Source organism: Corallococcus carmarthensis, assembly GCF_003611695.1.
GTDB lineage: Bacteria > Myxococcota > Myxococcia > Myxococcales > Myxococcaceae > Corallococcus > Corallococcus carmarthensis.
This window is the reverse complement of the sequence record NZ_RAWE01000017.1, coordinates 66566-79969: the sequence shown is the minus strand read 5'-3', so window position 1 is coordinate 79969 and position 13404 is coordinate 66566. Positions and strand designations below refer to the sequence as shown.

The 13404-nt window shown below is 65.0% G+C and carries 13 protein-coding genes and 1 tRNA gene; 5 read left to right on the top strand and 9 right to left on the bottom strand.

Annotated features, from left to right (window positions below):
* Both D7X32_RS07730 and D7X32_RS07725 read left to right on the top strand, forming a co-directional pair.
* A partial coding sequence (locus tag D7X32_RS07730) for a transposase domain-containing protein (protein ID WP_147450065.1) occupies positions 1 to 121 on the top strand: 121 nt, incomplete at its 5' end.
* 121 nt (positions 122 to 242) lie between these two features.
* Positions 243 to 878, top strand: coding sequence for a hypothetical protein (locus D7X32_RS07725; protein ID WP_147450072.1), 636 nt, complete (start codon positions 243 to 245; stop codon positions 876 to 878).
* 842 nt (positions 879 to 1720) lie between these two features.
* Here the strand turns inward: D7X32_RS07725 and D7X32_RS44890 are convergent.
* The 6 genes from D7X32_RS44890 to D7X32_RS07705 form a co-directional block, all read right to left on the bottom strand.
* Positions 1721 to 2470, bottom strand: a complete 750-nt coding sequence (locus D7X32_RS44890; RefSeq protein WP_147450071.1) for a hypothetical protein — start codon at positions 2468 to 2470, stop codon at positions 1721 to 1723.
* Entirely contained in the window at positions 2463 to 2849 is a 387-nt protein-coding gene (locus D7X32_RS44885) for a hypothetical protein (protein ID WP_147450070.1), read from the bottom strand. Before D7X32_RS44885 ends, D7X32_RS44890 begins: the two co-directional genes overlap by 8 nt.
* Positions 2846 to 3658, bottom strand: coding sequence for a ParA family protein (locus tag D7X32_RS07720; protein WP_120601851.1), 813 nt, complete (start codon positions 3656 to 3658; stop codon positions 2846 to 2848). Before D7X32_RS07720 ends, D7X32_RS44885 begins: the two co-directional genes overlap by 4 nt.
* A gap of 364 nt (positions 3659 to 4022) precedes the next feature.
* Positions 4023 to 4334, bottom strand: a complete 312-nt coding sequence (locus D7X32_RS07715; RefSeq protein WP_147450069.1) for a hypothetical protein — start codon at positions 4332 to 4334, stop codon at positions 4023 to 4025.
* Positions 4335 to 4439: 105 nt separating this feature from the next.
* A tRNA-Sec gene (locus D7X32_RS07710) sits at positions 4440 to 4538 on the bottom strand.
* Between the two features lie 42 nt (positions 4539 to 4580).
* A complete protein-coding gene (locus D7X32_RS07705) occupies positions 4581 to 5549 on the bottom strand; it encodes an SAM-dependent methyltransferase (protein ID WP_120601849.1) in 969 nt (322 codons plus the stop codon).
* A 177-nt stretch (positions 5550 to 5726) separates the two neighbouring features.
* Between D7X32_RS07705 and D7X32_RS07700 the strand changes: the two genes are divergently transcribed.
* Complete coding sequence (locus D7X32_RS07700) at positions 5727 to 8120, top strand: DUF3857 domain-containing protein (protein WP_120601848.1); 2394 nt, start codon at positions 5727 to 5729, stop codon at positions 8118 to 8120.
* 7 nt (positions 8121 to 8127) lie between these two features.
* Here D7X32_RS07700 and D7X32_RS07695 read toward each other — a convergent pair whose 3' ends face one another.
* Together D7X32_RS07695 and D7X32_RS07690 are read right to left on the bottom strand one after the other, a co-directional pair.
* On the bottom strand, positions 8128 to 8424 hold the full coding sequence (locus D7X32_RS07695; RefSeq protein WP_120601863.1) for a hypothetical protein: 297 nt from the start codon (positions 8422 to 8424) through the stop codon (positions 8128 to 8130).
* A 29-nt stretch (positions 8425 to 8453) separates the two neighbouring features.
* Positions 8454 to 9527: a metallopeptidase family protein gene (locus tag D7X32_RS07690; RefSeq protein WP_208752344.1), complete on the bottom strand. Its 1074-nt coding sequence runs from the start codon at positions 9525 to 9527 to the stop codon at positions 8454 to 8456.
* Between the two features lie 88 nt (positions 9528 to 9615).
* Here D7X32_RS07690 and D7X32_RS07685 point away from each other — a divergent pair, with 88 nt between their 5' ends.
* Positions 9616 to 9972 carry a response regulator gene (locus tag D7X32_RS07685; protein ID WP_120529801.1) on the top strand — a complete coding sequence of 119 codons (357 nt, stop codon included), beginning with the start codon at positions 9616 to 9618 and terminating at the stop codon, positions 9970 to 9972.
* 179 nt (positions 9973 to 10151) lie between these two features.
* Positions 10152 to 11795, top strand: coding sequence for a chaperonin GroEL (gene groL, locus D7X32_RS07680; RefSeq protein ID WP_120601847.1), 1644 nt, complete (start codon positions 10152 to 10154; stop codon positions 11793 to 11795).
* A gap of 88 nt (positions 11796 to 11883) precedes the next feature.
* On the opposite strand, the gene sinK is transcribed toward groL, so the two are convergent.
* Positions 11884 to 13401, bottom strand: coding sequence for a hybrid histidine protein kinase/response regulator SinK (sinK, locus tag D7X32_RS07675; protein WP_158625627.1), 1518 nt, complete (start codon positions 13399 to 13401; stop codon positions 11884 to 11886).
* Positions 13402 to 13404 lie beyond the last annotated feature (3 nt).

Sequence of the window (13404 nt, the reverse complement as noted above, 5' to 3'; positions counted from 1 at the left end):
CGTCAATCCCGAGGAGTACCTGGCCGACGTGCTGCTGCGCGTCCAGACGCACCCGAACGCCCGCATCGGAGAGCTGCTGCCGCACGAGTGGAAGCGCCTTCGCGCCGCCGATTCGTCCTGAGCCCCCCTGCTCAGGTCCGCCCCGTCAGCCCGCTCTCTCACAGGCTCGCGACCACCGCCGAGCACGGTCCCCGTCCCTCTGCAATAGGCTCGGTCACGTCGCTCGCCGGACGGATACGTTGTTGGCGCTGGCGGAGGAGCGCCAGGCGGACATCGTCTGTGACGACCTGTTGCTCGTAGGGGAGGGGACGCACGAGCCGGAGTCCACGCTCTTCACGGTGCACGCCGAGCGGTTGGGGCGCATTGACAGTCCGTTCGAGGTCTCCGCGCTGAAGATGGCAACGGATGACTTCGGCATCCTGAAGCCCCTCTTCCGCCGCGAATTCCTCACGGCGAGCGGAGTCCGCTACAACCCCGCCTTCCGGGCCGGCGAGGACTTCGAGATGTTGCTCCGCTGCCTGCTGGCCTCCGCCAGGATGGTGGTGTCGCACGAGGCCCTGTATTTCTACCGGGCCCGAAGGGACTCCCTCATCGCCAGCCCCGTGAGATGTCTTTCTCAAATCCTTGAGATGACGGACGCGCTCATCCAAGACATGGATGCGAAGACCCACGGCGAAATCGTCGAGGCGTTGGAAAGCTACCGGAGGCGCAAGCGGGACGAACTGGTGGATGCCCGCTTCCGCGAACCCCTGCACGCCGGGCGCTGGGGAGAGTGTTTGTCAATTGCCGTGAAGAACCCCACGATGTTGCTGCGATACGCGGCGGTCCTGGGCGAGCGGTTCCTACCCGTCGGTGTGTTGCTTGCCATTGCGGCTTGAGAGGCGTTTTCGTGTCCCGCAGAGGGGCTGGAGAGGAATTGGCGGTAAGCGAGGGAATGAACTCGCCACGGACTTCTCTCAGCACCCCTCACTTGTTCTGAAGCCGCACTACCTCGAGCAGCCAAGTACCCGTTGGGCTTGAGGGGAGGCCGATTTCCCTCTGGAGCGGGGAATGTCGCGGGTCTGTGGAGTTCCTCCTGCGTGCGTTCATCTAAAGTACGATCCGGACCTACCATCACGCTCCTTCATCATGGGCCGAGCAAGGACTGTTGGAGACTCTTGATGAAGTTCTTTAAATGGGCTTTGCGGACTCGAATCGTCCAGCCCGTTCCTACTTGTGGACTCGGTGGACGGATCCGGACGCGAAGCCAGTTCGGATCGCCGTCCGACTCAATCGACAATACGCGCGGACTGCCCCTGATCGGAGACTTTCCTTTGATGCTTGGCATGGGAGGGCATCATAGCGCACGAGTGCGGCCGCAGCTTCCTGCGCTTCCGGTGCAATAACAATATCGTCCACAGTGAAGGATTTGATCGCGAAGACTACTTCACGGTCATGGCCTCGCTGCTGAGCATTGGAGAGATTATGAGGCCTCCACGAGCTTTTGGAAGGAGCGCTTTGCTTACAGTCGCGAGGTTTCTTGTCGCCGTCCCGTGAGTTCCGCCTTTTCTTTGATGGTACGCGCGATGGCCGGATTCTGGTGCGCGCTACGCCGGTAGCGCATCCACCGCGCAGCACCATGTTGGGCATCAGATTTCGGTCCACATAGGAATTTGGCAAAGAATCTGGTGTCTGCGCGCACCGGCAAGCTGTCTCAGCCGCGTGGATGCTGACGATGAATTTACACTTTGGGAAGGTGAATGCCTAGGCCAGATTGAACTTTAGGGAGTAGTTTATCGGGGAGGGTTAGGGATACAGCAGCACGAAGGCCAGGGTAACTTGTTCCTTGTAGATGCCTTTGAAAGAAGCCCAGAAGGAAGAGATTCAAGGCAGACAGAACTGCAATCTCTCTGGTCTGCCACGCTCCGAGGCTGGGCATGTCGGCATTCCACAGGACTGTCGAGTCGGTTCCCTTGGTCATGCGAAAGATTTTGGCAGAACCATGAACCGCCTTGGAAAGAGTCCCGTATTCTGTTTTGAGAGTAGGCAGTGCTGATAGGTCGTCTGGAATATTTTTGATGTCGGGATGCGCGCTAAAATAGGCAAGAAGCTCCGAGAATTGGAGCCTGTGGCTGCCTTCCTCCCACTGGCGAAACTCAACCGGATGGTCACTGTAGTAAAGGCAGTAGAAGACGTTTTCGATGCAACTGCGCAGTGCCTTCAATGAGGAGCGCCATGACCCCATGCGCGCCAGGGCATGTGAGACAAGCGCATCGTTCTGTGCCTCTAGAAAGAATAGGCTCGCTTCTTCGCTGATTTTTTGCAGGATGATGTCTTCGCGCCAAGCATTGAGCGATGTGATTCGCCTGTAGTTCTTGCGAAATCTGTCGAATTGAGTGTCGAGGGAGATGATTGACTTTTCGAGGCCATCCTTCCATGCCTTGGAGAACTGAGCGAAGTTGTGATCGATTTCGTCGAGCAGGTCACTCATCGGGATCTAGCAGTGAGGTTAGAGCGCGCATGACTTCGGGCGAGGCTTGAGCAGGTCCGCGAGTAGCTGACTTCTTTAGTTTCTCGCGTGCTTCAGCGTTTTCTTCCAGATATCGGAGAAGCTTTCCGAGAATATCCCGTGAGGCATCCCGAGTGCGTATCTCGATGGGGAATTGATATTCTTCAATTAGTGATGCCCATTGCTGTCGCTCAATTCGCGACAGTTCGGCCAAGGTTGACAGGTTTAGCGCCAAACCTTGGCTGGTCATGATGCGGTCTTTCTGCTTTGAGAAATCCAGCTGGCTGATTTCAACATTAGGCGCAGCCCTGAGTGCCTTGGCCAAAAACTGGAGGGCAGAAGCGAGGTCGTGGGACATCATTTTGTGATTCCAATGCGCTTGAGGATTTCCTTCGATGCGGACCTGAACTCGTCCTTGGCCTGTTCGTTAGTCCAGTCGAAGACCGACTTCTGTTTTGCTGTTGCTTCAGACACGGCTACGCGGTCGTGTATTACGGTGGATAGAACGTCCTTCTTGAATATTTGTCGCATTGCGGCAACTGTCTCTTCGCGATGGATGGCATACCTCCCGACTCGCGAGATGACTATGCCTGCGTGCTCCGGCTCGTTGTCCAGGTCTTCTGAAAGCGTCTTTATTCTGCTTAGCAGGATGCCTACGCCAATGGTTGAAAGATAGTCTGGGGAAATTGGGACGACATAGTGAGTGCTTACGGCCAGTGAGTTCTGTGTCGGAATTGTGAGATTTGGAGGGCAGTCGCAAACGATGATGTCGTATTGATCTTGAATCGGTTTGATGGCTTTTTTGAGACGTCGTTCACGCCCAGCGACTCCGGCTAAATCCAGATCGACAGTAAACAGATCTAGATGCGACGGGATGAGGTCCACATTTGGGAAAACGTCCTTCTTTATGACGGACTTGGCCTCTTTTTTGGTGCCTTCTGCGCTGGTGTGGTTGCGAGCGCCAAGTAGGTCGGCAACAGAACCATGCGTCTTGGCGTGCGTCTTCCATTCATCAATGGTTAGGCATGAGAATGTAGCGTTTGTCTGAGGATCAAGATCAATGAGTAGCGTCTTGAGATTTTCGCCGCCACAGTAGGCTGCGAAATTTACGGCTAGAGTGGTTTTTCCAACGCCTCCTTTGAGGTTGACGCAAGAAATTATTTTGGTCACTGGGGATTCCTTTGGGTGATGGGTGCCTTATGCGTAGCGCTTCAGGTGCTTGTTAGGTGGCTGGGAAGTGGGGTAAAGACATCTGTACGCCGTGATTGACCCCGCTGGATGTAGATAGTGACATTTTCGCCGCAAAGGCAATCAAGGGGGCAGTTCCACCACCCGATATGCACACCGGCTTGCCCCCCCCGGATGGACTAAGGGAAGGGAGCCGGGTGCCAGGAACTGCGATGAGCGCCGGAGTGCCCCAGGGAAGGGTCATGGTGATGCCAAGTCCATCACCGCTATGGCTCGGGCATCAACTAGGATCGGGAGTTGTTTCCCTGCCTGCATTCAAGGCCTGGGGCAAATTGGACTCCTCTCTCTATGGTGCGTGCGTCGGGCCTTCGGTCCACCCCTGAAGAACAATGCCCTGGCCGCTATCACGTTCATCCTCTGCTTCGTTATGAAGCGCATGGAGCACGGCCGGGTTCGCATTGCCCTCTAAAGCCCGGTGCAAGAGAGTCAACCGCTCCTCGACCAAGATGAGGATGCCAACCACGGCCCCTGGCGTAGCCTGGGCGTACTCGGGGTTGGGCATCCCGTCATCGCGGAGGAGCATGGCGAGGAACTGAGCACACTGAATGGCGTGCTGAACTGCGGAAAACTCGTAGGACAGGCGGACTTTCTTGGTCATGCCGCCCTGGTACAGAGGGCAGCCGGGCACCGGCAAATCGGTACCAACTCCGTACCAAGATTCGTACCTTATCCGCGGCAGCCAGGGCGGTTGAAGCTGCGTAAGTGGCGGTAGGGCACGGGAATCGAACTCGCCAGGGACTGCTCTCGCAGCCCCTCACCGGTTTTGAAGACCGGGCCGGCCACCAGGTCCGGAGGCCCTACCGAGGGCGATTACCGCCGCTCCGCCCCGGTCCGTCAACCACGGTCACGGCTTGCGCGCGGAGACCACGGCGTACTCGTCGCAGTTGAACAGCGCGGTCCACTGGCGCTGCTCCGGCGTCATCCGCATCGCGCGGTGCACGTCCGCGCGCACCTGGTGCAGCGATGTGCTCCCCGGCTTGCGCTCCAACTGCGTCATGCCCCGCAGCGCCACGATCGCGGTGTTCACCGCCGGGTACACGTCGTCCGCGATGGACTCCACCTTCGCGTCCCCGAACCCCGCCCGCCGCAGCTCCGACAGGTAGCGCTCCGTCGACCAGACGTTCGCCTCCGGAAAGGCAATCAACCCCCGCCAGTAGCGGTAGCGCAGCCGCTGCCGCAGGCCCGCATCCGACTCGCGGTCCGTCTTCTGCGCCATGTCCGCCATCACCAGCCGGCCTCCCGGCTTCAACACCCGGAAGGCCTCGCGCAGGAAGTCCTGCCGCGTCCGGAAGTGCATCGCGGACTCCAGCGCGAACACCACGTCGAACGCCCCCTCGCCCCCTGGCAGCGCCGTCGCGGAGCCCACCTCCAGCCGGACCACGCCCTCCAGCCCCGTCAGCTTCACCCGCTCCCGGCCCACCCGCACCTGGTTCGGCGTGATGTTCACCCCGACGATGCTCGCGGGCTTGAACTCCTCCGCCCACAGCAGGTCCTGATCCGCGTACCCGAAGCCGCAGTCCAACACCGCGTCACCCGGCCCCAGCTTCGCCGTCCTCGCCAACAGGCGCGCCATCTCCGCCTGCGCGGACCGGAACAACTCCCCCACGCGCTCCACGTTGGTGTCGTCCACCTTCTCCACGTGTTTCCAGTAGCCCAGGTTGATCCAGAAGGGCTCACGGCCCGTCGTCACCCGGATGTCCTGGGGCGCCGGCATCCCCGCCACCCAGGCTCCCGTCTCGTTCGTGTAGAAGCGCTCCGGGTCCGCCAGGAGCGCACTCTTCAGCCGCGTCGCGACCTGCCTCATGTTGACCATTCCAAGCCTCCTTGGACTCCCACCTGACGGCCGAAACCCTAGCCCGGGTCACGGCAATTCCAGACCTGGCGCGCATGTCGGTTTTCACTGGTGAATGAAGCGGGACGCCCGCTCGCCGTCCCAGGGAGCGTCTTGCCCGGCGCGTCATCCGGGCTTCATGATGCGTGCCCTTCCGCCATGCGCCGAATCTTCCGTTCCGTCCTCCTGGCACCGGGCCTTCCGCCGGCATCCGTCCTGCTGCTGTGTCTGTGTCTGTCCTTGAGCGCCGGGGCCGCGCGGGCGGCGACGGCGGCCTTGCCCTTCCGGGTCGGCCCTCCCGCCTCGTGGGTGAAGCCGCTTCCCATTCCTCCGGACTCCGGCCCGACGCCCGCGGGTGAGGAAGAGACCAGCGTCTCCCGGCTGCTGATGGAGGAACAGGTGCGCGTGTCTGGCCATTCGCGCGAGCACTATCTGCACTCGGCCCGGAAGGTCCTCTCGCCGCAGGGCATCGACCCCGTCACGGACATCCAGATCCGCTTCGACCCGACGTACCAGAAGCTCACCGTCCACGGCATCTGGCGCATCCGCGAAGGACACCGCGAGGACCTCTTCCAGCCCGCTGAAGCCCGCGTCATCCAGCAGGAGACCGAGCTCCAGAACCGCCTCTACAACGGCACCCTCTCCGTGGTGCCCTTCCTGCGCGACGTGCGCGTCGGCGACACCGTGGAGGTCGCGTACACCATCGAAGGCGCGAACCCCGTCTTCGGTGGCCGCTTCTCCGACGTCGTCCCCGTGGGCCAGCCCTTTCCCGTGGGCCACTTCGCCTACCGGCTGCTGTGGCCGGAAGGGCGCTCGCTCTACGTCCGGGACTTCGCCGCGCCGGGCCTGTCGCGCTCGGAGGCGATCCTGGGCGCCGAGCGCGAGATCATCCTGGAGCGCCACCACGTGCCCGCCGTCCGCTCCGAGGACAACGTCCCCGGCTGGCAGCCCGTCTACCCGTGGGTCCAGCTCAGCGAGTACAAGGACTGGAACGACGTTGCGCGCTGGGCCTCGGCGCTCTTCCAGGTGCCCACGCGTTCGAAGGCGGTGGAGCAGGAGGTCCGCCGGCTCGCCACGGAGCCCACGCCCGAGGCGCGCTTCCTCGCCGCGCTGCGCTTCGTCCAGGACGAGGTGCGCTACCTGGGCATCGAGATGGGTCCCAACTCCCACCAGCCCCATCCGCCCGAAGAGGTCCTCCAGCGCCGCTTCGGCGATTGCAAGGACAAGTCGCTGCTGCTGGTGGCGCTCCTCAAGGGCCTGGGCATCGACGCGCAGCCCGCGCTCGTGAACACGGACCTCACGCAGCTGTTGGACGGCTGGCGTCCCACCGCCAACGCGTTCGACCACGCCATCGTCCACGCCACCGTGGCCGGCCGCGAGCTGTGGGTGGATCCCACATCGACCCTGGAGCGCGGCGGGCTGGACAGCTACGCGCCGCCGCCCTACGGCCGGGCCCTCATCGTCGCCCCCGGCACGACAGCGCTCTCCGTCATCCCCGCGCCCACGCTGACGGAGCCCTCCGTGTTCGTGGATGAGACCTACGTCGCGGCGAACCGCGACGGGCCGGCGACGTTCGACGTCGTCACCACCCGTACGGGCAGGTCCGCCAACTCCATGCGCCGCATGCTGGCTGGCACGTCACTGTCCGAGGTGTCCCGCTACTACCTCAACTACTACGCGAAGAAGGACGCGAAGATCTCCGTCGCGAAGCCCATGACGGTGGACGACGACACCGCGAAGAACGTGCTCGTCGTGCACGAGCACTACCGCATTGAGGACTTCTGGTCCTCCGACGCCCGCCGGAACTTCAGCGCCCACACCTTCCACGAATACCTCTCCGAGCCCAGCTACTCGCGCCGCGCCTTCCCGCTGGAGGTGGAGCACCCCGTCTTCGCCCGCCACCGCATCACGCTGAAGTCCGGAGAGCCCCTCCACGACGGCGCCGACCACGACGTCGTGGACGGTCCGGCCTTCCACTTCGAGGCCGACACCCGCGCCGACGGGAAGACGCTGGTGCTCGACTACCGCTACCGCAGCACAGCGGACGCCGTGCCGCCCGAACGCATCGCCGAATACGTGAAGGCCGTGCGCGCCACCGTGGATCAGCGCGGTTACTACATCCGGCTCGGGAGCCGTACGTCCCGCCGCGGCGCTCCGCCACCGCCGTCCGGTGAGGCCGTCGCCCTCCTCCTGGGTGTCATCGCGACGTGCCTCGTCCTCTGGTTTGTCATCGCCCAGGGAGGCCCGGCGGAGCTCTGGCGGAAGGGCCGCGCCTGGGGCCGCCGCCGCGCCTTCGCGCGCAAGTTCGACGCCGACCACCAGGGTGACAGCGCCTGGTCCGCCATCCCCATCACCGGCCCGCAGGAGCTGCTGTCCACGCTGAACCGGCTGCGCTGCGCCTGCGGAGCCACCAGCGAAGCCCCACAGGACTCACTCCGCCACGAGGCCGTCGTCCTGGGCGAGCGCCACCTGACGCTTGTGCAGTGGCAATGCCCCACCTGCGCCCGCGCCCGCCGCGCCTACTTCGAGGACAAGGGCTCGCGCGCCGCCTGACGCGGGCCTACTGGCAGATGCCCGGGCAGTCCGCGGCCGCCCCGGGCTGGCACGTGTCCGTCGGATCATCCACGCACTTCGTCCCGGACACGTCCGTCACGCAGCCGCCAAAGAGCCCACCGCAGCACGCGACGTAGCCTTCCGGCACGTCACACGGTGTCGGGTAGGCCTCGCACGTGCCGGTGTCCGAACGCGCGAACACCACCACCTGGGGACACACTCGCGGCTCTTCGTCGCTGCCGCCGCCGGTACAGCCCGAAAGGCCCAGCACCGCCATCAGCCCCAGCCTCGTCCATGCTTGCATGGCGCGCATCAGGGCAGGGGAGAACGGCGCTAGTCCAGCCCCCGCTCCCACAGGTCGTCTTCATCCAGACCCATCAGGTGACCGACTTCGTGCATCACCGTGATGCCAATCTGTTCGATGAGCTCCTCACGGGTGCGCGCGAAACGCTCCAGGTTCCTCTGGTACAGCACGATGGATGGCGGGAAGTGATCCGCCGCGTCCATCACGCTGCGCTCGCCCACGGGCGTGCCCCGGAACACCCCCAGGATGCACGGCGACAGCGGCGGCTGCTGACCCAGCAGGTCTTCATCCGACGGCAGGTCCTCCACCGCCAACGTCACATTGTCCATGTACTGCTTCACCTGCGAGGGCAGGGCGCGCATCGCGTCCTCCACCGCGCGGTCGAACGCCGCCTCCTCCAGGGCCACCGGCGGCGGCAGCTCCTCCGGGGCCAGCACCTGCGCCCGCGCGAAGCGCTTCTTCGCCTCGCGCGCATCCTTGCGCCGCTCCGCGATGAGCCCCAGGTAGTGATGCGCCCACGCCTCTTCCGGCGTGTCCTTCAACACCCGCTCGAAGGACTCCTGCGCGGGCGCGAAGCGGCACAATTCGAACAGCGCGATGCCCCGCTCCAGCTGTGCGTCCGGCGAGCGCGGCATGTGCGTCAGCGCCTGGTCCAGGCTCTTGAGCGCGGACTCGCATTCCCCCAGCTGGTTGAGGCCCATGCCCTCCAGGAGGAGGAACTCGTAGACGAGCTCCACGTCGTCGGCCTTCTGCGCCAGCTTGCGCCCGCGGCCGCACCACTCCAGGCCTTCCTCCACCGCCTCGCGGTCCTCGCCCGTGCGGCAGACGAGGAATTCCGCCGCGCCGAAGAGGATCTCCAGGTCTTCCGGGGCCATCTTCAGGGCGGCGCCGTAGGCCTTGCCCGCGTCCTCCAGGCGGCCCACCTCCACCAGCGCGGCGGCCCGGTAGTGCAGGGCTTCTGGTGAGTCCGGAACGTCCCGGAGCAGGGCGTCAGCGCTGGCGAGCGCGGCCTCGAAGTCCTGCGCCTCGAAGGCGTCCGCCACCCCCTCCAGTCGCGCGTCCACGCCTCGCGCCTCCCCTTGGTTCGCCGTGCGCTTCGCCATACGGGCAGGCAGCTAAGAAGCCGTCCTTCGCGTTGTCAACGACCGGCGTCGCTGTTACCTTCCAGCGCCCCGTTTCGGCCCGAACCCCGTGAACATCCTGGTCGTAGACGACGATTACGAGCTGTGCACCATGCTCTCTCGCTATCTGGAGATGCATGGCTACACCGTGTTCTCGGCGTCGGACGCGCTCCAGGCCCTGGACATCATGGAGCGTCATCCCGTGGGGCTGGTCATCACCGACTACCTGATGCCCCACCTGGACGGCATCCACTTCACGGAGATGCTGAAGGCGGACCCCCGCTTCCAGAACATCTCCGTCCTGATGATGACCGCCAGCAACGACGCCAACATCTCCGACCGCGGCCTGCGCAAGGGCGTCGCCATCACCCTGCAGAAGCCCCTGGACATGGGGCAGCTGCTCAACCTCGTGCGCTTCGCGGAGTAGGGTCTTCCCAGGCCGCCTGAACCCCCCACCCGGGCGGGCCAGAAGGCGTCCTCAGGCCCACACGCCTGCCCCTTTCCGTTGACATCGTCGATGCGACCCTTATGTTGGCGCTCGACATGGCCGAGTGCTAACGGCCATCCCCATTTGTAGAAATTCCCCAAGTATTATCGGAGGTTACGATGGCAGCGAAGGAAATCTTCTTCCATCAGTCCGCGCGCGATTCCATCCTGCGCGGCGTTCGGATCCTCGCGGATGCGGTCGCGGTGACGCTCGGTCCCAAGGGCCGCAATGTGGTCATCGAAAAGAGCTTCGGCTCGCCCACCATCACCAAGGACGGCGTCACCGTCGCCAAGGAGATCGATCTCGAGAACCGCTTCGAGAACATGGGCGCGCAGATGGTGAAGGAGGTCGCGTCCAAGACCTCCGACAAGGCGGGTGACGGCACCACGACGGCGACGGTGCTGGCGCGCGCCATCTACGAGGAGGGCCTGAAGCTGGTGGCGGCCGGCCACAGCCCCATGGACCTCAAGCGCGGCATCGACAAGGCGGTGGAGGTGGTGGTGGCGGAGCTGAAGAAGCTCTCCAAGCCCACGTCCGACAAGCAGGCCATCGCGCAGGTGGGCACCATCTCCGCGAACGGTGACGAGACCATCGGCACCATCATCGCGGACGCGATGGAGAAGGTGGGCAAGGAGGGCGTCATCACCGTCGAGGAGGCCAAGGGCCTGGAGACGACGCTCGACGTGGTGGAAGGCATGCAGTTCGACCGCGGCTACGTGTCGCCGTACTTCGTCACGAACCGCGACCGCATGGAGGTCGTCCAGGACGACCCCTACATCCTCATCAGCGAGAAGAAGGTCTCGTCGATGCAGGACATGATCCCCGTGCTGGAGCAGGTGGCTCGCTCCGGCAAGCCGCTGCTCATCATCGCGGATGACATCGAGGGCGAGGCCCTGGCCACCCTGGTGGTGAACAAGATCCGCGGCGTGCTGAACGTGGCCGCGGTGAAGGCGCCGGGCTTCGGTGACCGCCGCAAGGACATGCTCAAGGACATCGCCACGCTGACGGGCGGCATGGTGGTGAGCGAGGAGCTGGGTCACAAGTACGAGAACCTGACCCTCAACGACCTGGGCCGCGCCAAGCGCATCACGGTGGACAAGGACAACACCACCATCGTGGACGGTGCCGGCCAGAAGGCGGACATCGAGGGCCGCATCAAGCTCATCCGCACCCAGATTGAAACGGTCACCAGCGACTACGACCGCGAGAAGCTCCAGGAGCGCATGGCGAAGCTCGTGGGCGGCGTGGCGGTCATCAACGTCGGCGCGGCGACCGAAGTGGAGATGAAGGAGAAGAAGGCCCGCGTGGAGGACGCGCTGCACGCGACCCGCGCGGCCGTCGAAGAGGGCATCGTCCCTGGCGGCGGCGTGGCCTACATCCGCAGCCTCAAGGCGCTGGACGGCCTGAAGCTGGGCGGCGAGCAGGACTTCGGCGTGGACATCATCCGCAAGGCGCTCCAGGAGCCCCTGCGCAAGATCTCCAGCAACGCCGGCGTCGAAGGCGCCGTCGTCATCAACAAGGTCAAGGACGGCACCGGCGCGTTCGGCTTCAACGCCCGCACGGAGACCTACGAGGACCTGGAGAAGGCCGGCGTCATCGACCCGACGAAGGTCGAGCGCACCGCGCTGCAGAACGCCGCCTCCGTGGCGTCCCTGCTGCTCACCACCGAGGCGATGATCGCCGAGCGCCCGAAGAAGAAGGCCAAGGGCGGCGCGGGCGGCGGCGCCATGCCGGAGTACGGCGGCGACGACATGGACTACTGAGCCGCTTCCAGGCTCGGTAGCTCGGTAGGTAGGGTTTCCGGCCCCGGTGGGCTCCGCGCGACGCGGGGCGCCCGGGGCCGGAGTCTTTTCAGGACGTGGTCTTCTTGAAGGCCAGTCCCAGCTCACGGCTGAGCGCCGAGGTGTCGGAGAGCAGCTTGGGCAGGCACGCGGCGGCCCCGGCGCGCAGGGACGCCAGCGCCGTCTCCATGGTGAGGTGCTCGGCCAGGACGACGAAGGGCGCGCCCTGGCTCAGGCCCCGGGCCAATTCCAGCGCCTTCTTGCCGTAGGCCGGCGCGAAGTCCCACGACACCACCACGCCCACGGGCGGCTCCAGCGCGGCCACCTCCGCGCCCGCGACGACGCGCGACTCCAGGCCCAGCAGCGCCAGCGCCTCTGAAATCAACCGCGCCGTGGCCGGATTGTCCTCCAGCACGTCCACCCGGCGCATGGCGGCGCTGGGGACCGGGGCGGGCGGCGCCGCCGGCGTGTACAGCGCCTGGCGCAGGAGCGCGCGCACCTGGCGGATGTCGTCGAAGGGCTTGAGCAGGTAGTCCACCACGCCCAGCTGCAGTGCCTGCTGTGTCGTCACCAGCGAGGGGTAGCCCGTCATCAGGATGACGCGCGAAGTGGGGTCCAGCTTCCGTGCGTGCTGGGCCAGCTCCAGGCCGGACAGCCCGGGCAGGTTCTTGTCCGTGACGATGAGGTCCACGCGCGACGAGCGCAGGATCTCGAGCGCGGCCTCGCCGGTGGCCGCTTCAATCACTTCGCACTCCTTGTCCATCAGGTCCTTGAAGACCATCCGGATGATGCCCTCGTCGTCCACCACCAGCAGGCGCTTGCGCGGCGGGCGGGGCGCGTCCGTGGGCGGGAAGAGCACGCGGAACACCGTGGCCGGGGGCGGCACCTCGCGAAGTGTCGTCGGCGGCACCAGGGCAATCTGCGCGTGGTGCTCCTGCGCGATGCGGCGACAGACGGCGAGCCCCAGGCCCGTGCCGCGTTTGCTGGCGGAGACGTAGGGTTCGAAGATGCGCGTCTTGAGCTCGTCCGGGATGCCCGGGCCCCAGTCGGACACGTAGAGGGCCGCGGACGCGCCGTCGCGCGCGAGCGTCACCTTCACGCGGCCCCGGCCAGACATGGCGTCGCGCGCGTTGTTGAGCAGGTTGAGCGTGAGCTGCTCGATGAGCCGCGCGTTGCCCTGGATGGTGAGGTCCTCGGGGGCCTCCACTTCCAGCGAGATGCGCGCCGAGTCCGGGTTGACGCTGAACACCTTCGCCGCGGCCCAGATGGGCGCGGCCAGCGACAGGCGCTGCTGCGGGGCTGGCCGCTCGCTGGCCAGGCGGATGAAGTCGGAGACGATCTGCTCCATCCGCTCCACCTGCGCGAGCAGCAGCTTCAGCGGGCCGCTGGAGCCCCCTTCCTCGGCCAGCAGCTGGGCGTAGGCCTTCGCGCCCAGGAGGGGCTGACGCAACTCGTGGAGGACCTCCGCGGCGACCTGGTGGGTATGGGCGTTGGCGCGTTGCAGCGCTATCGCCGCGATGCGTGCCTTGTCCAGGTCCCCCGCGTCCAGGGCCTGGAGCAGCTGCGCGAGCGGCGAGGGGGTCTCCATGCG